This window comes from Acidobacteriota bacterium (genome assembly GCA_016196065.1).
Lineage (GTDB): Bacteria > Acidobacteriota > Terriglobia > Terriglobales > Acidobacteriaceae > Acidiflorens.
Map to the genome: position 1 here is coordinate 983,653 of JACPYL010000010.1, position 23,226 is coordinate 1,006,878.

At 55.5% G+C, this 23,226-nt stretch carries 19 protein-coding genes; all 19 read left to right on the forward strand.

Features of this window, described 5'->3' with window-relative positions; genetic code table 11:
* Nucleotide 1 precedes the first annotated feature (1 nt).
* On the forward strand, nucleotides 2–1,591 hold the full coding sequence (locus HY010_07460) for a hypothetical protein (GenBank protein ID MBI3475554.1): 1,590 nt from the start codon (nucleotides 2–4) through the stop codon (nucleotides 1,589–1,591).
* Nucleotides 1,592–1,596: 5 nt separating this feature from the next.
* Complete coding sequence (locus HY010_07465; protein MBI3475555.1) at nucleotides 1,597–2,592, forward strand: AAA family ATPase; 996 nt, start codon at nucleotides 1,597–1,599, stop codon at nucleotides 2,590–2,592.
* A gap of 111 nt (nucleotides 2,593–2,703) precedes the next feature.
* Nucleotides 2,704–3,525: a CpsD/CapB family tyrosine-protein kinase gene (locus HY010_07470; protein ID MBI3475556.1), complete on the forward strand. Its 822-nt coding sequence runs from the start codon at nucleotides 2,704–2,706 to the stop codon at nucleotides 3,523–3,525.
* Between the two features lie 689 nt (nucleotides 3,526–4,214).
* Nucleotides 4,215–4,829, forward strand: a complete 615-nt coding sequence (locus tag HY010_07475; protein ID MBI3475557.1) for a sugar transferase — start codon at nucleotides 4,215–4,217, stop codon at nucleotides 4,827–4,829.
* Between the two features lie 113 nt (nucleotides 4,830–4,942).
* On the forward strand, nucleotides 4,943–5,944 hold the full coding sequence (locus tag HY010_07480) for a Gfo/Idh/MocA family oxidoreductase (GenBank protein MBI3475558.1): 1,002 nt from the start codon (nucleotides 4,943–4,945) through the stop codon (nucleotides 5,942–5,944).
* A 45-nt stretch (nucleotides 5,945–5,989) separates the two neighbouring features.
* Nucleotides 5,990–6,499, forward strand: a complete 510-nt coding sequence (locus HY010_07485) for an N-acetyltransferase (protein ID MBI3475559.1) — start codon at nucleotides 5,990–5,992, stop codon at nucleotides 6,497–6,499.
* Nucleotides 6,496–7,737 carry a DegT/DnrJ/EryC1/StrS family aminotransferase gene (locus HY010_07490; protein MBI3475560.1) on the forward strand — a complete coding sequence of 414 codons (1,242 nt, stop codon included), beginning with the start codon at nucleotides 6,496–6,498 and terminating at the stop codon, nucleotides 7,735–7,737. Before HY010_07485 ends, HY010_07490 begins: the two co-directional genes overlap by 4 nt.
* 35 nt (nucleotides 7,738–7,772) lie before the next feature.
* Nucleotides 7,773–9,176, forward strand: a complete 1,404-nt coding sequence (locus tag HY010_07495) for a UDP-glucose/GDP-mannose dehydrogenase family protein (protein ID MBI3475561.1) — start codon at nucleotides 7,773–7,775, stop codon at nucleotides 9,174–9,176.
* A gap of 30 nt (nucleotides 9,177–9,206) precedes the next feature.
* Nucleotides 9,207–10,076, forward strand: coding sequence for a glycosyltransferase family 2 protein (locus HY010_07500; protein MBI3475562.1), 870 nt, complete (start codon nucleotides 9,207–9,209; stop codon nucleotides 10,074–10,076).
* A gap of 66 nt (nucleotides 10,077–10,142) precedes the next feature.
* Nucleotides 10,143–11,150 (forward strand): ChbG/HpnK family deacetylase, encoded by a 1,008-nt coding sequence (locus HY010_07505; protein MBI3475563.1) that lies wholly within the window; start codon nucleotides 10,143–10,145, stop codon nucleotides 11,148–11,150.
* A gap of 4 nt (nucleotides 11,151–11,154) precedes the next feature.
* Nucleotides 11,155–12,282, forward strand: coding sequence for an NAD(P)-dependent oxidoreductase (locus HY010_07510; protein ID MBI3475564.1), 1,128 nt, complete (start codon nucleotides 11,155–11,157; stop codon nucleotides 12,280–12,282).
* Nucleotides 12,275–13,396, forward strand: coding sequence for a Gfo/Idh/MocA family oxidoreductase (locus HY010_07515; GenBank protein MBI3475565.1), 1,122 nt, complete (start codon nucleotides 12,275–12,277; stop codon nucleotides 13,394–13,396). Before HY010_07510 ends, HY010_07515 begins: the two co-directional genes overlap by 8 nt.
* A gap of 92 nt (nucleotides 13,397–13,488) precedes the next feature.
* Nucleotides 13,489–14,388 (forward strand): hypothetical protein, encoded by a 900-nt coding sequence (locus tag HY010_07520; protein ID MBI3475566.1) that lies wholly within the window; start codon nucleotides 13,489–13,491, stop codon nucleotides 14,386–14,388.
* 72 nt (nucleotides 14,389–14,460) lie between these two features.
* The gene (locus HY010_07525; protein ID MBI3475567.1) at nucleotides 14,461–16,212 is read left to right on the forward strand and encodes a hypothetical protein; all 1,752 of its coding nucleotides are present in this window, start codon (nucleotides 14,461–14,463) and stop codon (nucleotides 16,210–16,212) included.
* A gap of 46 nt (nucleotides 16,213–16,258) precedes the next feature.
* Nucleotides 16,259–17,698: an O-antigen ligase family protein gene (locus tag HY010_07530; GenBank protein ID MBI3475568.1), complete on the forward strand. Its 1,440-nt coding sequence runs from the start codon at nucleotides 16,259–16,261 to the stop codon at nucleotides 17,696–17,698.
* A 37-nt stretch (nucleotides 17,699–17,735) separates the two neighbouring features.
* A complete protein-coding gene (locus HY010_07535; GenBank protein MBI3475569.1) occupies nucleotides 17,736–18,563 on the forward strand; it encodes an FkbM family methyltransferase in 828 nt (275 codons plus the stop codon).
* Between the two features lie 180 nt (nucleotides 18,564–18,743).
* Complete coding sequence (locus HY010_07540; GenBank protein MBI3475570.1) at nucleotides 18,744–20,606, forward strand: hypothetical protein; 1,863 nt, start codon at nucleotides 18,744–18,746, stop codon at nucleotides 20,604–20,606.
* Nucleotides 20,607–20,725: 119 nt separating this feature from the next.
* On the forward strand, nucleotides 20,726–21,979 hold the full coding sequence (locus tag HY010_07545) for a glycosyltransferase family 4 protein (protein MBI3475571.1): 1,254 nt from the start codon (nucleotides 20,726–20,728) through the stop codon (nucleotides 21,977–21,979).
* A 29-nt stretch (nucleotides 21,980–22,008) separates the two neighbouring features.
* Nucleotides 22,009–23,214, forward strand: a complete 1,206-nt coding sequence (locus tag HY010_07550) for a hypothetical protein (protein ID MBI3475572.1) — start codon at nucleotides 22,009–22,011, stop codon at nucleotides 23,212–23,214.
* The last annotated feature ends 12 nt before the right edge of the window (nucleotides 23,215–23,226 follow it).

The following is a 23,226-nucleotide window of genomic DNA, read 5'->3' on the forward strand; positions in this document are numbered from 1 at the left end:
GATGGAAGAAGATTTTCAAGACAAACCAGCTGAGTTTCCTGAAGCACACCAGATCCTCGGTTTTGTAAGCCGACGGCGCTGGCACTTCTTGCTGCCATTTTTTGCTGGCTGGCTACTGGTGTGGGGAATCAGTTGGTTCCTGCCGTCCGTGTACCGGTCGGGCACGTTGATCCTCGTCGAGCAGCCGGCTGTGCCGGAAAAGCTGGTGGCTTCCAATATCGACAACGATATTCAGCGACAGATGGACAGCATTTCGCAGCAGATTCTGAGCCGAACGCGATTGCTGCAGATTATCGATCACCTGAATCTTTACGCCGCCGATCGAAAACATAAGAATCCGGACGATTTGGTCGAAGTCATGCGCAAAGACGTGGAGATCGAACTCTCGCGCGGGGACGACCGTAAGCTTTCGGCGTTCAACATCTACTATTCCAACCGCGATCCGAAGCTGGCGCAAGAGGCAACCAACGAACTAGCCAATCTGTTCATCACCGAAAGCGAGGAGCAGCGCCAGGGACGTTCCGCGGATATCACGGGCTTCCTGCAGGACCAGCTCGATCAAGCACGCCAGAACCTGGCCGAGCAAGAAGCCCGCGTCCGCGAATTCAAAGACAAGCATATTGGCGAGCTGCCTAGCCAGACCCAGAGCAATCTGCAGATCCTCGCTGGCCTCCAGACTCAGTTGCAGGCGCAGGAAGATGCACTCAACCGAGCCCGCCAGCAGAACACGTATCTGGAGTCCTTGGTGAGCCAATACAAGACCCTCGATCGCGGTACAAAAGCGGGAGAAGGGGGGCCGGTGGGGTTAGCGGCCATCGACAAGGATTTGGACCGGCTGCGGGCCCAGTTGGCCGATTTGAGCGCGCGCTACACCGACAAGCATCCGGACGTCCGGAAGACGAAGGAGCAGATTGCCAGCACGGAAAAACAGCGCGAGCGGCTCGCAGCAGAGATCAGCAAGCGCGGTAACGATGGAACTCCGGACACCAGCGCATCTCCGGAATTGAAAAGCGCGCCGATGCTGGAGCTCGAAAGCCAGTTGAAAGCGAATCGCGCGGAATTGGTGAACCGGCAAGCCTCGGTGCGGGAGTTTGAAGGCAAAATTGGCGAGTACCAGTCGCGCTTGAACCATGCGCCAGTGATGGAACAGCAATTTACTGACATCACGCGCGACTACGAACAGTCCAAAGCAAACTACGATTCTCTGCTCGCCAAAAAGAATCAGTCGGAGATGGCGACCGACCTGGAAAAAACGCAACGCGGCGAACACTTCCGCATGCTCGATCCGCCGAATTTGCCGGTGCGTCCGGACAAGCCGAACCGGTTGCGGCTATGTGGACTGGGCCTGTTGGTGGGAATAGTATTTGGAGTGGTCATCGCGGGTGCGGTCGAGTTTATTGCCGGCAAGGTTCACACGGAACGCGAAGTCAAGAAGATCGTGCCTTTTGACATTCTGGTCGAGATTCCAAACCTGCCGACTCCGGCTGAAGAAGCGGAGACGCGCCGCAGCAATTGGATTGCGGGGGCGGCGGCGGCGGTGATTCTGTTCGCCATTGCGGTTGGGTCGGCGATAACGTATTTACGCGGCTAAACGACTTGTATAAAACTTTCTACAATTTGAAGCTGAACCCGTTCGAGATCACACCGGACCCATCGTTCCTGTTCTCGACCTCGCGCCACAACGAAGCCTTGGCTTCGCTCTACTACGGTGTGCGGGCGCGCAAGGGGTTCGTGGTCCTGACCGGCGAAGTCGGTACGGGCAAGACCATGCTGGTGCGCTGTGTGTTGGAATTACTGCGCCGCACCGGTGTCGCGTTTGCATACGTTTTTAATCCCAGTTTGTCGGCGTTGGAATTCATCCGCTACATCGCGAGTGATTTTGGACTGCCCGTTGCCGGCAAGGCGAAAGACGAGCTGGTTTTGTCGCTTAGCTCGTTTTTGGTGGAGAGGCACCAGCGCAAGTTGTCCACTTTGCTAGTGGTCGACGAAGCGCACCATCTGTCTCCGGAATTGCTGGAAGAAGTTCGGCTGCTCACGAACCTGGAAACTACGCAACAGAAACTGCTGCAAATCGTCCTGGCTGGCCAGCCTGAGCTCGACGAAATGCTCGACTCGTTCGAACTTCGTCAGATCAAGCAGCGGATTGCGTTGCGTTGTCATCTTGAGCCACTCAATCTGGAAGAGACGCGTGGATACGTGCAGAGGCGTTTGCAGATCGCAGGCGTTGCGCCCGACACCACCATTTTTTCGGAAGCGTCTGTCAGCGCGATTTTCAAACACTCCAACGGCTTTCCGAGGCTGATCAACACCATCTGCGAAAACGCGCTTCTCTCTGGATATGGCAGGCGTGCGGCAGTGATCCCGGGAGAAATCATTGACGAGATCGCGCAGGACCTTCGACTCGGCGTAGTCGTGACGCGTGGCGAAAAGAAAAATAGCGCAGCGTCCGCAACTAAGGAAGCCAAGGAACAGGAAAAAGACGAGTTGTTGCGCGCCGTCAAGACTCTGCTCGAACTGCACGACTATTTGCAGGATATGAAGACTGCCGAGAAGGCGAAGGAAGAAGCGGTTGTCATTCGCAGGCCTTACTAAGCTGCTGACTGAGGTCATTCAACAAGACTAACTATGAGCCGTATATTTGATGCACTCAAGCGGTCCGAAACGGAACGGTGGGGCAGCGATCTGCTGACGCCTCCCGAGTCAGTGAAAGAACTGCTTGAAGCAGCTGAAAGCCGTCGCGCACCGTTTCACGTCGAGACACTAGAGTCGCCAGCAGCGGTCGCGCCGCCAGAGGCATTTTCTCTGGAATCGCTTCCCACGATGAGGCCTGCTCCGTTGCCGGATGCCCGCCTGATCTGCCTTACTGACCCAGGAAGTCTAGGTGCTGAAAAATTCCGCGTTCTGGGACTGAAGCTTCGCAACCTTCGCGAGCAACGTAAACTCAAGCGGATCGTTGTTACCGGCACCGCCCCTGAGGAAGGGAAGAGCTTGGTGGCGGCCAATCTGGCTCTCAACCAATCGCGCAGCAAGATATTGAAAACACTGCTCGTGGACGGGGATTTTCGCCGTCCGATGGTAGCCAAGCGCTTTGGAGTTGGAACCCTATTGCCCGGGCTGAGCGAGTGTCTGCGCGGCGAGAAGCAGCTTTCTGACGTCGTTTACCGGCTTGAGGGGACTGGGCTTTCCATCCTTCCGGCTGGCATGGCTCCGGAAAACCCGCTCGAACTGATGCAATCAGGGCGGTTGCTTGAGTATCTTGACCGATTGGGAACAGTTTTCGATTGGATCATTATTGATACCCCCCCGCTCTTTCCGCTGGCGGATACGACCTTTTGGATGAAAATGTCCGATGGTGTCTTGTTCGTCGTCCGCGAGGGAGTTACAGAGCGCAAAACTTTGCAGCGTGCGGTAGATACGCTAGATCGCGCAAGCTTGATTGGAGTGGTGGTAAATAGTTGCACCAGTGGACGTGAACACAAATACTATTATTCCAGATACGGACAAGATGCGGTAAAATCCGAGTAGTTTCCCCCCTTCAGCCGCGACGCTGATCGTAAAATTTCAGCCTGGTTGTCCCCCACCCGGGTTAGTAAAGTCCTTCCCCCAATTGCATCCGTGCCCACTTGGCAGCGGCTTTGAGCCGCAGGCCTGCGTGGCTTTCAACACGAGGAGTGCGACCCGTGGCATCGACGACGACAAGACGGCTATCAACTGATCGATCTGTCCGGTCACAGAATCCGGCTCCAACCAGCGAGATCCTGACCGAGGACATCTTTCGACGCATGATCTCCCTGGAACGGAAGCGTAGTGAGCGCACGCAGCGACCGTTTGTTCTTCTCCTTATGGACACGGGCCGGAACTTGCCTACCGAAAAGAACGGACGTATTCTGCTGGAGATTCTCAATGCCCTCCAGGCTGCGACGCGCGAAACCGACGTCATGGGATGGTATGAACCAAATTCCGTCGTGGGCGTGATGTTCACCGAAATCACTCCCGACAACAACCTTATTCTGAGCACGATTCTTTCGCGTATCAGTGATGTGTTGCGCGGCCGCTTGACCAACGAGCAGTTCAGCCAGATCAAGTTTTCATTTCATTTGTTTCCGGAGGAGTGGGATCCGACCAATCCAGAACGGCCCAGCAATCCGACGCTCTATCCCGACTTACATGAACGCAACGGTTCCAACTGGTTGAGCCGCGGCATCAAGCGCTTAATGGACGTTAGTGGCAGCCTGGTTCTACTGCTGCTGTTGTCGCCGGTGTTTTTCATCATTGCAGCAGCCATTAAATTAACTTCCCGTGGGCCGATCCTATTCAAGCAGCAGCGCGTTGGCGAGCATGGAACTCCATTTACATTTCTTAAGTTTCGTTCCATGTACGTCAACAACGATGCGAGTAAGCACAAGGAATACGTACGCCAGTTGATTGCCGGGCAGGCCGAAAAGAATCCGGCGAATGGAAGCGAGGAAGGGATATTCAAACTAACCAACGATCCCCGCATCACCCGTGTCGGATCGTTTCTGCGCCGTACGAGCCTCGACGAGTTGCCGCAATTCTTCAACGTGTTGCGTGGAGAAATGTCACTCGTTGGACCGCGTCCGCCGGTGCCGTACGAAGTGGAAGCCTATGCGACCTGGCATCGGCGCCGCTTGCTGGAAGCGAAGCCCGGAATCACGGGATTGTGGCAAGTCCAAGGACGCAGCAGAGTCGGGTTTGATGACATGGTCCGCTTGGATCTCCAGTATGCACGCCTCAGTTCTCCGTGGCTCGATGTGAAGATTCTTCTACAAACCCCCAAAGCGGTTATCGCTGGAAACGGCGCCTGCTAGCTGTCTCCAGTTGTTGTTCAAGAACTCCCCTGGCTGTTCGTAGTCATCGTGTGCTCCCTCATCATCTCTTCTTTCCAGGACCGGCACGGGTCGCGTCCTCAGGGTGAATTCTTATGTTGAAGTTTGGTGTCATCGGTTATGGATACTGGGGTCCGAACATCGTTCGGAACCTGCGCAGTCTGGAAGGCTGTGAGGTGGTGGGCATTTGCGATCAGAGTCCTGCCGCCCGTAAGCGTATACAGTCGGCTCATCCAGGTGTTCCTGTTTTTTCCGATCACAATGAATTAGTGAAGTCGCCGGACGTCGATGCGATCGCGGTCATCACTCCCGTCTGGACGCATTACGAAGTGACCAAGGCGGCTCTGGAAAATGGCAAGCATGTTTTCGTCGAAAAGCCATTCACCAGCACGTCCGCACAAGCGGAAGAACTGATCAATCTTGCCGCACAGAAGAATCTGCAGATCATGGTGGACCACACCTTTTTGTTTACCGGTGCGGTCCGCAGAATTCATAAATTGCTGCAGGAAGGAGCGCTTGGCAATCTCTATTACTACGATTCCACGCGCGTGAACCTGGGCCTGTTCCAGCACGACTGCAACGTGATCTGGGATCTCGCGCCGCATGATCTTTCGATCATGAATCACCTGTTGCACAAGGATGCCGAGGCTATTTCCGCCACCGGCCAGGCTCATCTCAATTCGCACGAAGACATTGCTTTCATCACCGCATATTTCCCCGACAAGATGATCGCGCATGTGAACGTTAACTGGATTTCCCCAGTGAAAGTCCGCACGACGCTCATCGGGGGTGAAAAGAAAATGCTGGTGTGGAACGATCTCGAAGCCGACGAGAAATTGAAGATCTACGACAAAGGCGTCGACGTGAAAAGCCAGGAAGGCGTCTACAACCTGCTGGTCAGCTATCGGTCAGGCGACATGTGGGCGCCGCAGGTGGAACAAGTTGAAGCGCTTCGTCTGGAACTCGGATATTTCGTCGAATGTATCAAGAAGTCTGAGAGACCTTTCAATGACGGCTGTGCCGGACTGAAAGTCGTCCGCATGCTTGAGGCAGCGACCAAGTCCCTCGCCAAGCGTGGAGAAGTGGTTTACTTGTAGCGCCCTGAATCCCTAACCGAAACTGAGGAGAATAAGGAATTGGGAATGGAAAACGACTTCCGCTGTGTCGCTCCTAGTGTAAAGCTCGGGCAGAATGTGAAGCTTTCGCAGTTCATCAATCTTTATGGCTGCGAAATTGGCGACGAAACAAAAATCGGAGCTTTCGTCGAGATCCAGAAGAATGCCACTGTCGGTAAACGCTGCAAGATTTCCAGTCACACGTTTGTGTGCGAAGGCGTGGTCATTGAAGACAACGTTTTTGTCGGCCACAACGTGGCTTTCATCAACGATTCCTTCCCGCGGGCAACCGCCGGCGACAAGTTGCAGACGGAAGCCGACTGGAAGGTCGAGCGGACTTTTGTCAAGAAAGGTGCATCAATCGGGTCCGGCTGCACGATCTTGTCGAACATCACGATTGGCGAAAACGCGCTGGTGGGTGCCGGTAGCGTAGTGACAAAAGACGTTCCCCCGAACAGCATCGTGGCCGGCAATCCGGCAAAAGTTCTTCGTTATATCGATCAAAACGTTGCACAGACCTCGGAGGCTACAAAGTGAGCGTTTCTAATATTCCTTTTCTTGATCTGGTTACTCCGCACATTGAATTGGAGCAGGAACTAACCAAGGTATTTCAGCAGGCTCTTCGCACTGCCGGATTTATTGGCGGTCCCGTAGTCGAGAACTTCGAAAAGGCGTTTGCCGCCTTCTGCGAGACCAAGCATTCAGTCGCCGTCAACAGCGGCACCGATGCTCTGCGCTTTGCCCTGATGGCCGTCGGCGTCCGCAACGGCGACGTAGTCGTAACCGTCGCGCACACCTTTATCGCAACCACCGAAGCGATTTCGCAGGCCGGTGCATTGCCGGAATTCGTCGACGTCGACGATCGCACCTACAACATGGATCCGGTGAAACTGCGCGAGTACCTCGAGCAGGATTGCACGAAAGACGCGGCTGGAAAACTAATCAGCAAGCGCAGCGGACGTCCGGTGACTGCGATTGTCCCCGTTCATCTCTATGGGCAGATGGCCGACATGGACGCCATCGTCGACCTGGCTAACCGTTTTGGCCTGATCGTAGTCGAAGACGCTTGCCAGGCACACGGCGCGAAGTATTTCTCGCGTAAACAGAATCGCTGGCAGACAGCCGGTTCCGTCGGACGCGCAGCTGCATTCAGTTTTTATCCGGGGAAAAACCTCGGAGCTTGTGGAGAAGCTGGTGCGGTTACAACCAATGACGAAGCACTCGTCGTGCAGATTCGCATGATTCGCGATCACGGGCAAGCCAAGAAGTACTACCACGACGTCGAAGGCTACAACGGCCGCTTGGATGCGATTCAAGCCGGCTTGCTGCATGTGAAGTTGCAGCATCTGGCGAAATGGAACGACCAGCGGCGCGAGCACGCAGTCGAGTACAAGCGCCTGTTCGAAGCGGCGGGCAATCCTGTGGACGCCCCGTTTGAGCCTTCTTCATCAAAGGCTGTTTACCACCTCTACGTCGTACGCACGGATGATCGCGAAGGTTTGATGGCTCATTTGAAGGACGCGGGCATCGGAACAGGAATTCACTATCCAATTCCGCTCCATTTGCAGAAGGCGTACAAGTCTCTCAACTACAAACAAGGCGATTTCCCGGTCACCGAACGTGCTGCGGAAGCGATCGTCTCCTTGCCGATGTTTCCTAACCTGACCTCGGCGCAGCAGGCTCGGGTCGTCGAAGAAGTGCGGCGTTTTGTCGAATCGAAGCGCAAAAATGGTTCGGGCGACGCTCAACTCGAAATGGCAGAACGTTTGTCATAATGAGTCAGGCGATTTCATTCGAGGGAACGCATTCCATGAAAATATCAGTGATTGGCGCCGGATACGTTGGCCTGACTACGGCCGCGTGTCTGGCGGAAATCGGGCACCACGTCCGTTGCGCGGACAACGACGAAAGCAAACTGTCGCTTCTGCGGAGCGGGCAGGTGCCGTTTTTCGAACCTCATCTCGAAGAACTGGTAGCCGCGAACACAAAAGCGGGACGGCTTCGATTCCATTCCACCGAAGAAGCGGTCTTGGGCGCGGATGCGATCTTTATCTGCGTGGGCACACCGCCGCTCGAGAACGGCGACGCCGATCTCTCGGCGGTTGCCAACGTCGCGCGCACGATCGGCCAGCTTTCGTCGGGATCATGTCTGGTGATTGAGAAGAGCACCGTTCCGGTGCAGACCGGGCAGCAACTGAAGAAGCAACTGATGCGCTATTCGCGTCCCGATCTGCGCTGCGATCTGGTGTCGAATCCCGAGTTCCTGCGCGAGGGTTCGGCGATTGAGGACTTTTTTCATCCCGAACGAATCGTGATCGGGGTGGAGCGCGACGAGGTGGCGGCGAAAATGCGCGAAATTTATCGTCCCGTACTCGAGCAGAGCTTTACCTGCGCGGTGCACAGGGAATGTCCTTCGCGAACCGCGCCGGCCTGGGTGGTGACGGACACTAATTCCGCGGAATTGATCAAACATGCATCGAATTCATTTCTGGCCATGAAGATTTCGTTCATCAACATGGTCGCGAACCTGTGCGAAGCGGTGGGCGCGGACGTCACCAAGGTCGCGCTCGGCATGGGTCTGGATGCGCGCATCGGGCCTTCGTTTTTGAATCCGGGGATTGGCTTCGGAGGATTTTGTTTTCCGAAAGATGTCCAGGCTTTCGTTCGCATCGCGGAAAAAGCGGGCTGCGATTTTTCTCTTTTGAAAGAAGTGGAGAAAATCAATCACGCCCGCATCGAGCATTGCGTCGCGATGTTGCGGAACGAACTGTGGGTGCTCCGCGGACGCAAGATCGCGATTTTAGGCCTGGCGTTTAAGCCGAATACCGATGACGTCCGTTTCGCTCCCGCGCTGGAACTGGCGCGCGCGCTGATTCGCGAAGGTGCGGTGGTGAGTGCGTACGATCCGCAGGCGGGCGAAAAAGCGAAATCTGTGTTGCCGGAGATTCGGTACGTCGCTAATGCGTACGAGGCAGCTGAAGATGTGGAGGCGATCGTCATCGCGACCGAGTGGCCGGAATTTCGCGATCTCGACTGGGCGCGGCTGCGCTCGATCGTCCAGCGTCCGCTGATTGTCGACGGGCGCAACATGTTCGATCCCGCCGCCATGACGGCTCACGGATTTCACTATCTCAGCATCGGCCGCAAGCCGGCGTTCAACGCCGGAGAAGAAGTCGCCCGGGACAAGCGTGTTGACCCCGTGGTCGCGCACTAGGCTCTGACCTACGACACGCATTGGATTCCTATGACCCCGCGTTACGTATTGATCACGCCCGCCCGCAACGAGGCCCGCTTTCTCGGACTCACAATCGAGTCGGTGGCGGCGCAGACCCTGCGTCCGCTGCGCTGGGTGATTGTCAGCGATGGATCGACCGATGGGACCGATGAGATTGTCCTCCAGGCAGCGGAACGCAATCCCTGGATTGAGTTAGTCCGCATGCCGGAACGCCAGGAGCGCAACTTTGCTGGCAAAGTCCACGCGTTTAATGCTGGCTACGCACGGATGCAGGATCTGGAGTGGGAATTTGTTGGCAGCCTCGATGCGGATATCACTTTCGAGCCTGACTACCTGGCCTTCTTGCTCGGCAAAGCTCAAGAAGATCAGACCCTTGGTTTGGTAGGAACTCCGTTCCAAGAGACGTCTGGCGAATCCTACGACTATCGATTTGTAAATATCGAGCACGTTTCCGGTGCCTGCCAGATATTCCGGCGCGAGTGCTTCACTGCGATCGGCGGCTACATGGCAGTGAAGGGTGGATCCATCGATCACATCGCGGTTATCACCGCGCGGATGAAGGGATGGAAGACCCGGACGTTTACTGAAAAATTCTGTTTGCATCATCGCGAAATGGGCACAGCGCAGCAGGGCGTGGTGCGCTCACGTTTCCTGTACGGAGCCAAGGACTATCGAATTGGCAACCATCCGCTCTGGGAAGCGTTTCGTACGATCTACCAGATGCGCAAACGTCCATGGATTGTCGGCGGCGCCGCCTTGGGGTCAGGCTATCTCTGGGCATGGATCACCGGCATCGAAAGGCCTGTGTCGGGAGAATTGATGGAGTTCCACCGCCATGAGCAGATGCAGCGGCTGAAGAAATTCGTAAGAGTTGGATAAGACCTCGGGAACTCCCGGGCCCCATCGTCCGCCGAAATGCGTCTAATCTAATTTCGATTTGGTGCTATGACTCATTTGACCCTAGTCCTAGAAAGACTGATTACTTACGTATCGACGCTCGGCGGCACCATCCTGGGGCCGGCGACTTTCCACGGGGCGGAGACTGAACTGGCTACGGACTCCTCGGACGTTCTCGGGAACAATGCCTCTCATAGTTCTGGCTTCCTGGTCCTGAACGCCGATGATTGGGGACGAGATGCTAACACCACCGATCGCATTCTTGAATGCTTTCTGGGCGGAGTGCTTTCTTCGACCAGCGCCATGGTGTTCATGGAAGATTCGGAGCGGGCGGCTGGTTTGGCGCGCGAACGCGATCTCGAAACCGGTCTCCACGTTAACTTAACCAGCCCGTTTACGGCAGATGGGGCAAGTCCGCGCTTGCAGGAACACCTGCTAAGAGTGCAACGATACCTGAAAGGGCATCGCTTTGCGCAAGTTGTCTATCATCCGGGACTAGCGAGCTCGTTTCAGTACGTGGTGAAGTCGCAGATCGAAGAATATGAGCGGCTCTACGGAGCAGGCCCCAAGCGTCTTGACGGACATCATCACATGCATCTTTGTGCGAATGTTTTGCTCGGACGGTTGTTGCCAGCGGGAGCCCTGGTGCGACCAAGCTTTTCGTTTTACGCGGGAGAGAAAGGCGCCGGAAATCGTGTCTACCGGGCGCTGGTCAATGGGCTGCTGGCTCGCAGGAACCGATCGGCAGATTACTTCTTTTCCTTGCCGCCGCTGGAACCGGCCGAGCGCATTCATCGCATCTTCGCACTTGCAAAGACGGCGACGGTGGAAGTGGAAACACACCCTGTTAATCCGCAAGAATACCGTTTCCTGTTGGGTGGCGGGATTCAAGAGTTCCTGAAAAATGTAAAGATCGCGCGTGGTTTTGTTGCACAAGCTGCAGTCGGAGTGGCCCGTCGCTCGAGTACGAGCGGCTTGGCATGTGTTCTCCCCTACGCGGTTGCTTTTGGAGCCGCTCTCTATGAATCCCTCGACCAATTTTCGGAGTGTCTGTAGGCCCATGCCTGTTTCGGTAGACGTGAATTCTCATGGATCGAGAACGCCGAACCTGAACCTCGGTCCTGGTGGCGAGCAGGAGAGCAGCCTTGCTGGCGCCGACGATCTCATTCTCATCACAGGAGCCAATGGTTTTATCGGACTCCGGTTGGTTGAGAATTTGTTGCGCCGCGGGTTTCGCAACCTGCGGTGTTTCGTGAGACGTTCCAGTCAGAGGGTTCCGCTGGAAGCTTTGGTTGCAAACAGCGCCTTTGGTTCAGCACAGCTGGAAGTTGTCACCGGCAATCTTCTCTCTCCGGAAGACTGTGTCACTGCGACGAAGGATGTAGCGGTGCTGTTTCATCTAGCGGCCGGGCGAGGCGAAAAATCTTTTCCCGACGCTTTCATGAATTCCGTGGTCACAACCAGGAATCTGCTCGAGGCTTGCCTTTTGCATAAGTCTCTGCGGCGGTTTGTGAACGTAAGTTCCTTTACCGTTTATGCCAATGGCAAGAAGTCTGGCGACGTCTTGGATGAATCCTGCCCGGTGGAAGTGCATTCCGATCTGCGTGGGGAAGCCTACTGCTTCGGCAAAGTTAAGCAAGATGAGTTGTTGCAGGAGTACGGCGAAAAGTTCGGCCTACCTTATGTGATCGTGCGGCCAGGGTATGTCTTCGGGCCGGGGAAGACGGCGATCAGCGGGCGCGTCGGAATCGATACCTTCGGAATATTCCTTCATATGGGGGGATCGAATCCGATTCCACTGACCTACGTGGACAACTGTGCGGATGCGATCGCCCTGGCAGGACTGAAACAGGGGATTGACGGAGAGATTTTCAATGTAGTCGACGACGAACTTCCGTCCAGTCGAAAGTTTTTGCGTCAGTACAAGAAGAACGTCAAGAAATTCAAATCCGTGTATGTGCCTCATGCCGTGAGTCTTGGACTGTGCTACTTGTGGGAGAAGTATTCTTCCTGGTCGGCGGACCAGTTACCGCCGGTATTCAATCGCAAAAGGTGGCATGCAAATTGGCAGAAGACGCGGTACAGTAATTCAAAATTGAAGGCACGAACGGGGTGGGCGCCCCGAGTAACGATGGCGGAAGGTCTCGGCCGCTACTTTGAAGGATGTCGCAGGGCCGGGCATGATTAAAGTCGCCATTGTAGGATGCGGGAAGATTGCCGACTCGCACGCTTCCCAAATCGGTCGGATCAAGGGCTGTGAAATTGTTGGAGTGTGTGACCGCGAGCCGCTCATGGCTCGCCAACTCTACGAGCGATTTCCTGTTAAGAACTATTTCAGCGATGTCAACGAACTCCTTCGCCAAGCGAAGCCGGACGTCGTTCACATCACGACTCCGCCCGCCAGCCACTCCGATATCGCGACGGCCTGTTTGAAAGCAGGCAGCCACGTCTATGTGGAAAAGCCGTTCACGATAAATGAAGAAGACGCGCGGCGCTTGATTGCGTTGGCCAATGAGCGCAACCTCAAAATTACCGCCGGGCACGATGACCAGTTCGGACATGCGACCCGCCGGATGCGCGCTCTTGTTCAGAGCGGTTATCTTGGCGACGGCCCGGTCCACATGGAGAGCTACTACTGCTACGAAATGAGTGGAGGCAGTTATGCGGAAGCGATTCTTGGCGATAAGCGCCACTGGGTTCGCCGCCTGCCCGGGCAGTTGCTGCACAATGTGATCAGTCACGGCATTGCACGTCTTGCTGAATTTCTGACCACCGAAACGCCCCAAGTGATGGCGTTCGGATTCACCAGCCCGTTTCTGCGGGCCACTGGCGAAACCGAAATCATCGACGAGTTGCGAGTCATCATCAGCGAAGAGAACCGTACTACTGCTTATTTCACGTTCTCGTCGCAGATGCGGCCTGCACTGCATCATTTGAGGATCTACGGCACGCGCAATGGTCTGATGCTGGATCACGATCAGGAGACCGTAATCAAGTTGCGTGGAGCCCGATTCAAGAGCTATACCGAAAAATTCCTGCCCCCGATGATCTTTGCTCGGCAATATATGGGCAACTTGGGTACGAACCTGCGATCGTTCCTCGGAAATGATTTCCATATGAAGTCGGGGATGAAGTATCTGATCGAATCGTTCTATCGGTCAATCGCAGAAGGTACGCCGGTCCCCATCCCGTACCGGGAGATTATTCTGACGGCACACATCATGGATCAGATCTTCGGGCAGTTGAAGCAGCGAGCGCTGGCGCGGATGGTTTCGCCAGACCAGTTGCCGGTGAGCCGATAAGTCATTCGGAATGAAGTTCGCCAATGCGTGATCCCAACCGCAATCAGTTCATTACTCTAATGTACGTCTTCTTGGAATGGGTGTGACCCGCGTTGCTTATAGTCGGTAGTAAAGAAATCCGGATTAAGGGACGGTTGCTGCGCGTCGCCTGCATCGACGGCGATAAGTACAATTTTCCCGACGATCCCGAAGCGTTCATTGCCGAGTTGCGAAATTGCGGGCGGCGCATCGATATGTTCACGTTTCTGCAAAAACTGCCCGGCACCACCCCGCAGTATTCCTATCGGATGGAAATGGACAATCTCGCGGTATTGCCAATTTCGACTTTCGATTACTGGTGGAATAAACAAATCCGTTCGTACCCGAGAAACCGCGCGCGGCAGGCGGAAAAACGCGGGGTCGTTCTACGCGAAGTTCCCTATGGCGAAGAACTCATTCAGGGAATTTGCGGCATTTACAATGAAACGCCCGTGCGGCAGGGAAAGGCCTTTCCGTACTACGGTATGACGCCCGAACAAGCGCACGCTTATGCCGGAACGTATCTCGACCGCAGCATTTACGTGGGCGCGTTCGTCGGCGACACGATGATCGGATTCATTAAGTTGGTGGTGGATGAAAGTCACAACCAAGCATGCCTGGTGCATATCTTGTCGATGGTGCAGCACAAAGACAAAGCTCCGACGAACGCACTGATCGCGCAAGCGGTGCGATGCTGCGCTGAGCGTAAGATTCCATTTCTCGTTTACGAACACTTCACATATGGCAATAAAGAGGGTGATAGTCTGAGCCACTTTAAGGAAGTGAACGGCTTCGCGCGCGTCGACCTGCCGCGCTACTACGTTCCGTTCACACGACTCGGCCGCGCCGCCCTGGACTTCGGCTTTCACCGGCGGCTAGTGGACCGGCTGCCGGAAAAGTGGTTGAGTAAGCTGCGCGACTACCGTACCGCGTGGTACCACCGAAAATTCCAGTCGTCGTCGGAAGCGAGCTAGAACAACGTGCCTGGGATTGTTGGTTTTATTACAAAAATGTCTCGGCCGGAGGCGGAGGCTCAACTACTACGAATGGTTGAGTCGATCCGTCATGAGTCTTTTTACCGGACCGGAATCTGGATTGACGAGAAACTGGGGGTCTACGTTGGATGGACCGTCATGGAGAACTCGTTCGCAGACGGTATGCCGCTGCGCAACGAGACGGGACAAGTCTCGCTCGTATTTTCAGGCGAAGACAATCCGGATCTCGGGACCGTGGCACAACTGCGGAGCCGAGGCCATGCATTTTCGTCCGGAGACGCGTCCTACCTGGTGCATCAGTATGAGGATGATTCGACATTCCCCAGATGTCTGAACGGAATGTTCCATGGCTTGGTCGTGGATCAGAGGCAGGGGCAGACTGTGCTCTTCAACGATCGCTATGGAATGCACCGCCTATATTTCCATGAGGGCCGGGACGCGTTTTATTTCGCCGCGGAAGCGAAGGCTATCCTCGCAGTGTGTCCGGAATTGCGGCGCGAGGATCCGCGCGGGCTCGGAGAGTTTCTCGCCTGCGGAGCAGTGCTCGAGAACCGAACGCTTTTCGAAAAAATTTACGTTTTGCCGGCGGGTTCGGCCTGGGTATTTCGCGACCGGACGATCGAGAAAAAGGCGACGTATTTTCAACCGAGCGAGTGGGAGCAACTGTCCGCGCTCGAACCAGAACCCTATTACCAGAAAATCCGTGCCGCGTTCTCGCAGAACCTGCCGCGCTATTTTCAGGGCCGCGAAAAAGTCGGTATTGCACTTACCGGTGGACTGGACACGCGGGCAATACTGGCCTGGTGGAAGGCAGCGCCCAATACGTTACCCTGCTACACCTTCGTTGGTCCCTACCGCGAGTGTCAGGACGTGCGGATGGCGCGACAGGTTGCGACGGTGTGTGGGCAACAGCACCAGGTCATCCCGGTGGAGAATGAGTTTCTAAGCCGGTTTGCGCACTACGCGGAACGCAGTATCTATCTCACAGATGGCTGCGTTGACCTGACGCGTTGTCCCGACCTTTACGTCAGCGAGAGAGCAAGGCAGATTGCTCCAGTTAAAGTGGTCGGAACCTTCGGCAGTGAGATCTTGCGGCAGATGGCGATGTTCAAGCCAGTGGTGCCGGGCGAGGCCGCTTTCCGCCCGGAGATGATGGCGCACATTCGCCAGACCGGGGAAACATACAATAATCTGCGTCGCCAACATCCCCTGACCTTTGCCGTTTTCCGGCAATTTCCGTGGTACCACTTTGGAGTGTTCGCGCTAGAGCAGACGCAACTCACGGTGCGTTCGCCTTATCTGGACAATGATTTCGTCCAGGCTGTGTATCATTCGCCCAAGATCACGGCGGAAACCAGCGACGTGCGTGTGCGATTGATCGGGGATGGCAGTCCGGAACTGGCAAGGATGCGCAGCGACCGCGGCGTGGGCGGAAATTCTAATTCCCTGTCGGCCGCGGCCTTGCGCGCCTATCTGGAATTCACCTTCAAAGCCGAATATGCTTACGACTACGGCATGCCCCAGTGGGTTTCCAAGGTGGACCACGCCTTCTCGGCCTTTCGTTTAGAGAGGCTGTTTCTCGGGCGGCACAAGTTCCTTCATTTCCGGGTGTGGTATCGCGATGCGCTCGCGAAGTACGTTCAGGAAATGCTGCTCGACTCGCGCACGCTCTCCCGACCTTACATCGACCGTCGGGGCCTAGAGGCGATCGTGCAAGGTCACCTGGTCGGGGGACGAAACTACACTACGGAAATTCACAAGCTGTTGACGGTCGAACTTTTACATCGCCTGTTTCTGGACTAGCAATGATTGAGTTGGCCCGATGGTCGATATTCGTGAGTAAGGCCCGATGAGCCCGTCCCTGGCGGCGTTGGTTTTCATAGCGGGAATTGTCGGGCTTTTTGTGCTCGACCGCGACCCGAAGAGCCGGCCGTCTTCAGCGCTGTGGATTCCGGTGTTCTGGATGCTGATCAACGCGTCGCGTCCGGTGACGGTGTGGTTGCAGCGGGGGACCCCGTCAGACTCGCTAGAGTCTGCCCTCGATGGCAGCCCGCTTGACGCAGCCGCCTACGCCTTGCTCCTCTTGGCCGGAACGGCCGTGATGGTGATGCGATCGCAGAAGGCGGTGAACTTCTTGCGCGCTAATGGGCCCATGCTCGCGTTTTTCGGCTATTGCGCGATTAGCGTGCTCTGGTCGGATTATCCTCTGGTGGCTCTAAAGCGGTGGATCAAGGCCATCGGCGACGTTTTGATGGTAATGATTGTGCTCACCGATCCCGATCGCGATGTTGCGGTTAAGCGCCTGCTCGCGTGGACTGGTTTCCTGCTGGTGCCGACTTCGATTCTGTTCATCAAGTATTATCCCGATCTCGGTCGTGGATATGGGCGGTGGGACGGGAAACTCTACAATGTTGGGGTCACGACTAACAAGAATTCACTCGGTATGATGTGTCTAGTGGTCGGACTTTCCGCCCTGTGGCAGTTCCTCCTGACCCTGAAAAGCAAGAAAAGTCCGCGCCGATTGAAGAAATTGATTGCACAAGGAATGTTAGCGGGCATGGTGATCTGGCTCCTAACGATTGCCGATTCCGCGACCTCGATCGCGTGTTTTGGTCTGGCCGGAACACTGATTGTGGCGACCAGTTTCTCGTGGTTCGCGCGAAGGCCGAGAATGGTTCACTGCATGACTTTCTCGCTCCTCGCGATAGCTGTCTCCGCGCTGTTTTTAAATGTCGGGTCAGGTGCGTTGGAGAGCCTCGGAAGGGACTCGACGCTCACAGGACGGACCGAGATCTGGCGTCGACTGTTCGGTCTGGTCGACAATCCGTTGTTCGGGAGTGGCTTCGAAAGCTTTTGGTTGTCCGACAAGATCGACACGACATTTACATTTTTTTACCGCCTGAACGAGGCTCATAACGGCTACATTGAAGTTTTTCTGAACGGGGGATGGGTGGGGATCACCTTACTCGCGATCCTGCTGGCAACCGGCTACAGGAATATCGCGAAGGCGTTTCGGGGGGAGAGAGACTTCGCGCGGCTACGCATGGCGTATCTGTTGGCTGGCCTCATTTATTGCACGACCGAGGCGGGCTTCCGAATGATGAGTCCAGTTTGGATTTTGATTCTACTTTCCATCGCCAACGTGCCCGGACCGCGATCCTGCAAAGTTGCCGCTAGGACGCCCGAATCGCAGGATGCGACCGTGATCCACGAAGAGGAACGAAGTGAGGTCGAACCGGAGATTGCCCTCAGCACGTTCCGTTTTACTTCCGTAACGGGTCTGAGATAACCGGCGCGTTTGCGCCTAGAATGGGACCGCACTTACATTGAAAAAACAAATTCAGCAAACACTCCGACGAGTGGGACTCTATCACCGTCTACGGGCCTCCCGAATCTACGACCTCTACTGGAGTATCAGTGACGGTGCGCCACTCGAAGACCGGCGGAAGGAAGTCAGCTTTTATCGTGAACTATTGCAGGGGTTTCGCGCGGGCGAATTGATTTTTGACGTGGGCGCGAATCAAGGGTCAAAGACGGCGATTTTTCTGGCGCTGGGAGCGCGCGTCATAGCGGTCGAGCCGGACGCAGAGAACCAGACGATTCTGCGGGAGATGTTTCTCAAGTACCGGCTCCAAACGAAACCGGTCAAAATCGTGGGTAAAGCGCTTAGCGACCAGTGTGCGGTAGAAACTATGTGGATCGACGAGCCGGGATCGGCCAAGAACACCCTCAGCCAGAAATGGGTCGACACGCTACGAACCGACCAGGCGCGTTTTGGGCACAATCTGCAATTCGCCGAAAAGAGGGAGATCGAAACCACGACGATGGAGCAACTGTTTGTGGAGCACGGCGTGCCTTTTTTCGTAAAGATCGACGTCGAAGGCTACGAACCGAACGTGCTGCGTGGGATGCAACGTCCGGTCCCGTATTTGTCGTTTGAAGTCAATCTACCGGAGTTTCAGGCTGAAGGAGTGCATTGCATCGAACGACTGGGGCAGATCGCCGGGCATGGAAAATTCAACTACGCAGTCGATTGCCGGCTCGGATTGGTGCTGAGCCAGTGGGTTGATCAGACTGAATTCTTGCGGATTTTTGACCGTTGCACTGAGCCGAGTATTGAGGTCTTTTGGAGCACCGTTCCCGCTGTGCCATAGACGAATCTGATTTCTGTCCATTGCTTCGAACGGCCATGCCCCAATGGCCATCCCAGTTGCGAAAGCGGACGACTTGGTGGGGTGCCAGAATGCCCTTTCGTGTCTAGAGAACAGGGTTTGGCTTGCGTAGACTACAGATTGAATACACCCAGATCCCAAACCCCCGGGGGCCATAGGTAAATGAGTCGCGTACGAGTATCGGTTTTCATAGCGCTACTAACTTTGTTGTCCCCTGCATCCTACGGCCAGAACTGGGCGGGCATCCTTGCCCCGACCCGTGCCATTGACTGGTCGAACGCCGGAGTTCGCGGCGGCATCCCCAACAACACCACCATCTGTACGACGCTGAACCCTGGAGCCACCGCGCCTCAAATCAACTCCGCGATTGCAGCCTGTGGAAGCGGCAAAGTGGTGATGTTGAATGCTGGCACGTACAACCTCAGTGCTGGGATCGTCTTTAACGGAAAAAGTGGTGTGACATTGCGCGGTGCAGGGGCGGACAAGACGTTTCTAGTTTTTACCAACGATGGTGGCTGTCACGGTTATGCAGCGGCGATCTGTGTCGACAGTTCGGACACGAATTGGCCTGGTGGACCCTCGAATTCCGCCAACTGGACTGCCGGATACTCTAAAGCGACGACCACAATCACCCTAAGCAGTGTGAGCAATTTGAAAGTGGGCTCCCCGCTCATGCTCGATCAGGTTGACGACGCTTCGGACACGGGCACAAAGTTCGTTTGCCAGAACCCCTCGACAAATCCGCCCTGCTCTTTGGAAGGAAATAACAATAATGGCGCGCGCAACAACCGAGATCAGGAGCAGATCGTTCAAGTGACGTCGATCAGCGGTAATAACGTAACGATCACGCCCGGGCTTTATGCCACAAATTGGAGTTCCGGCAAGTCTCCGGGGGCGTGGTGGGCGAACAGCCCGATATCCAGTTCCGGGGTTGAAAGCCTTTCAATTGACAACACAAACTCCAACGGGGCGCGAGGCGTTGAAATTTTTAACTGCATCGACTGTTGGGTGAGTGGGGTGCGGGGAATTCGGAGCGCCAGATCGCACGTGGAAATTATGGCGTCGGCAAGAATTACGGTTCGGGACAGCTATTTCTATTTGACGCAGAACGCAGTGAGCCAGAGCTATGGAGTTTCGCCTTACGGTTCGACCGATGTGCTGGTGGAAAACGTAATTTTTCAGTACATCGCAACTCCGTTGCAAATCAATGGCTGCACAGGTTGCGTGCTGAGCTACAACTTCGCGATCAATAACTACTACGAGGGGGCGGTTGGTTATGTGATGCCAGCTTTCATGGTGCATACCGCCGGTGACGACTTGATTCTGCTGGAAGGCAATGTGGGCTCACAGACATACGCGGACGTATTCCATGGCACGCACAATCTGATGACCTACTTCCGCAATTATTTCAGCGGAAACCAGCCGGCCTGCTACAACGGACAACAGTTCCACTTTTCCCCTTGTAACTCCCACCAGATCCCGATCATTTTGCAGTCTTACAATCGCGGTTTTAACCTCCTTGGAAATGTCCTTGGACAGGCGGGGTTAGAGCAAAGCTATGAGAATGGAACCAAGCCTATTTATGACTTGGGTGGTGGGAATACAGAAGGCAATGTCACGGTAAACGGCGATCCGCTTGTTGTTACGACCTTGATGCGTTGGGGAAACTACGATACCGTCACGGGCGGCGTGAGATTTTTGGGCAGTGAGGTACCGTCCGGGCTGTCTAATTACGCGAACCCAGTCCCGCCCAGTCAAACGTTGCCCGATTCGTTCTATCTCTCAGGTAAACCCGCGTGGTGGCCCGCTGGTAAAGCATGGCCTCCGATTGGGCCCGATGTTACGGGTGGAAACATTGCGGGAGTAGGCGGACATGCCTACACGATTCCGGCGCAGGACTGCTATCTGAATGTCATGGCTGGGCCAGCCGATGGAACGGGGAATGTCCTGAGTTTTAACGCTGACACGTGCTATTCGACAACCCAGATCGATCCCCCCTCGGGACTGCAGGCAACCCCTCATTGATGGCAACGCGCAGCACACTGAAGATCTGATTTTCCGTTTTTGGTGGAAGAATACCGGCACGCACGCCTGGTGCAGCCTCTCGCGCAGGAAGATTTCTCCGCAATGTTTTTACTCCGGTCATGGTACGCACTTCTCAATCTGTGATGGATTCCTCGAACGCCGAGACTGAGGTTTTGGTCACCAGGCAGTCCGCGAAGATTCGTGTGGCGCTGCTGACGGGCGGATTCGACCGTCCATATGCGTTCGGCTTGTCCATGGCGCTGGCGGCCCAGGGAGTGTCGGTGGATGTGATCGGCGGCGCGGAAGTGGATTCCCCCGAAATGCATAGCACGAGCGGCGTCCAGTTTCTCGATGCCTATGGCGATCCGAGAAAACCTGCGGGACTGTTTGGCCGATTGGCCCGAGTGCTGGGCTCGTACCTGCGGATTGTACGTTATGCCGTCAGCACACGGGCGAAGATCCTGCACCTGCTGTGGAATAACAAGTTTCCGTTTTTCGACCGCACCCTGCTGATGCTGTTTTACACATTGCTGGGTAAGAAAATCGTGTTCACGGCGCACAACGTCAATGCCGGCAAACGCGATGGCAACGATTCCTGGCATAACCAACTGGGGTTGAGAACGCAATACCGGTTATGTGACCACATTTTTGTACATACCGATAAAATGAAAGCCGAGTTGCTGGAGGAATACGGGGTTGCAACCGACGCGATTTCAGTGATTCCGTTTGGCATTAACAACTCGGTCCCTGACACTTCGCTCACATCCGCGGAGGCGAAACGCAAGCTGGGCCTCGCGAAGGACGAGCGGATAATTTTGTTCTACGGCGCAATCCGACCTTATAAGGGACTAGAACATTTGGTGGCCGCGTTTCAGCGGATCGCACCAGCGGATCATCGGCTCAGGCTGATCGTCGCCGGGGAAATGAAAAAAGGTTCGGAGCAATACTGGCTCGATATCCGCCGCACGATCGAAAACGATCCCGCGCGGGAGCAGGTCATTCAGAAAATCGAGTTTGTCCCGGACGAGGAAACCGAACTCTACTTCAAAGCTGCCGATGTCACCGTGCTGCCCTATACGGAAGTATTTCAGAGCGGCGTGCTGTTCCTGGCATATAGCTTTGGATTGCCGGTGATCGCCTCCGACGTGGGATCGTTTCGCGACGATATTCTTCCGGGCAAGACCGGGTTCCTGTCTCAGTCGTGTGGGGCGGCCGACCTCGGACAGGCGCTGGAAACGTATTTCTCAAGCGACCTTTACCGGGACCTCGACCGGCGGCGCCAGGAAATCCGGGACTTCGCCAATGCGCGCAACTCCTGGAGTGTCGTCGGGGGAAAGACGCGCGCCCTCTACGAAGTCTTGTTACAGCAATAGGCACTCTGCCCAATTCAATGGAAACCATCATGGCACTCGCAGAACTGCAAACGCCGGCGCCCGCGAAATATGCGGATGCCAAAGCTCGGATTTTCGAATCGATCTGCCGCCTGTCCGACTGGCTGGAACGGAACGATTACCGGGGGTACGACACCTTCGACGGGTTGAACGCGCGCTACGTGCGTCCTTTGGCGTTTAACAATAAATTTCTCAACACGGTGCTGCAGCAAGGCGTGCGCCGGTTTCCACTCAACCTTCGCCCGCTCCTCGGCGTGCGCAAGGACTACTCGACCAAAGGCATGGGATTTCTGGCGCGCGGTTTTATGAGAATGCACACCGCAACCGGGAATAAGGCGTGGGCGGACAAAGCCGAGTATTGCTTGCAGTGGCTGATCGAGCACCAGACTCCTGGCCTGAGTGGCGCATGCTGGGGTAATCACTTCGATTATCAGTCGCGCAGTTTCTATCTGCCGCGGAATGTGCCGACCGTGGTGTGGACTTCGCTGATCGGCCACGCCTTCCTCGAGGGCTATGATCATTTCAAGAACGATCGCTACCTTGCGATTGCAGTCAGCGCCTGTGAACACATCATGAAAGATCTGGATAAGCTTCCTGACGGCGAGGGAGCGTGCATCAGTTACATTCCGGGCGGTAAGAGCTGGGTGCACAATGCGAACACCTTGGGCGGAAGCCTGCTTGCCCGGACCTTTTCGCATACCGGCCGGGAGGACTACCGCGAGCAGGCGCGGAAGGCGCTCCAGTACACGGCGCAGTATCAGCGCGCCGATGCCTCCTGGTGGTATGGAGAAAAAGACAACCTGCACTGGGTGGACAACTTTCACACCGCCTACGTACTCGACTGTTTCAAGTTTTACCGCGAAGGTTCCGGGGATCACCGCTTCGACGGAAACATGTCGAGCGGTTACGAATACTGGAAAAAGATCTTCTTTCTCGAGGAGGGAACCCCCCGCTACTACGATCACAAGATTCTGCCGATTGATATTCAGTGCAGCTCCCAGGCCATCGACACGCTTGTGTTTTTCAACGATCTGGATCCCGGCAATCTGGCGCTCGCCGTGAAGGTCGCGCACTGGACCATCGAAAATATGCAGGACCGCTCCGGATATTTTTACTATCGCCGTTATTCTCCCTGGCTGGTCAACAAGACACCCACGCTGCATTGGGGACAGGCGACCATGATGTGCGCGCTCGCCGGGCTCTACCGGTTGCTGTAACGATCGTCATCT

Bases quoted from the DNA above. Each gene is read 5' to 3' on its own strand.
- HY010_07460 (MBI3475554.1), top strand. From the start codon at position 2: ATGGAAGAAGATTTTCAAGACAAACCAGCTGAGTTTCCTGAAGCACAC.
- HY010_07475 (MBI3475557.1), top strand. From the start codon at position 4,215: ATGGACGTTAGTGGCAGCCTGGTTCTACTGCTGCTGTTGTCGCCGGTG.
- HY010_07480 (MBI3475558.1), top strand. From the start codon at position 4,943: ATGTTGAAGTTTGGTGTCATCGGTTATGGATACTGGGGTCCGAACATC.
- HY010_07485 (MBI3475559.1), top strand. From the start codon at position 5,990: ATGGAAAACGACTTCCGCTGTGTCGCTCCTAGTGTAAAGCTCGGGCAG.
- HY010_07495 (MBI3475561.1), top strand. From the start codon at position 7,773: ATGAAAATATCAGTGATTGGCGCCGGATACGTTGGCCTGACTACGGCC.
- HY010_07500 (MBI3475562.1), top strand. From the start codon at position 9,207: ATGACCCCGCGTTACGTATTGATCACGCCCGCCCGCAACGAGGCCCGC.
- HY010_07505 (MBI3475563.1), top strand. From the start codon at position 10,143: ATGACTCATTTGACCCTAGTCCTAGAAAGACTGATTACTTACGTATCG.
- HY010_07510 (MBI3475564.1), top strand. From the start codon at position 11,155: ATGCCTGTTTCGGTAGACGTGAATTCTCATGGATCGAGAACGCCGAAC.
- HY010_07515 (MBI3475565.1), top strand. From the start codon at position 12,275: ATGATTAAAGTCGCCATTGTAGGATGCGGGAAGATTGCCGACTCGCAC.
- HY010_07525 (MBI3475567.1), top strand. From the start codon at position 14,461: ATGGTTGAGTCGATCCGTCATGAGTCTTTTTACCGGACCGGAATCTGG.
- HY010_07530 (MBI3475568.1), top strand. From the start codon at position 16,259: ATGAGCCCGTCCCTGGCGGCGTTGGTTTTCATAGCGGGAATTGTCGGG.
- HY010_07540 (MBI3475570.1), top strand. From the start codon at position 18,744: ATGAGTCGCGTACGAGTATCGGTTTTCATAGCGCTACTAACTTTGTTG.
- HY010_07545 (MBI3475571.1), top strand. From the start codon at position 20,726: ATGGTACGCACTTCTCAATCTGTGATGGATTCCTCGAACGCCGAGACT.
- HY010_07550 (MBI3475572.1), top strand. From the start codon at position 22,009: ATGGCACTCGCAGAACTGCAAACGCCGGCGCCCGCGAAATATGCGGAT.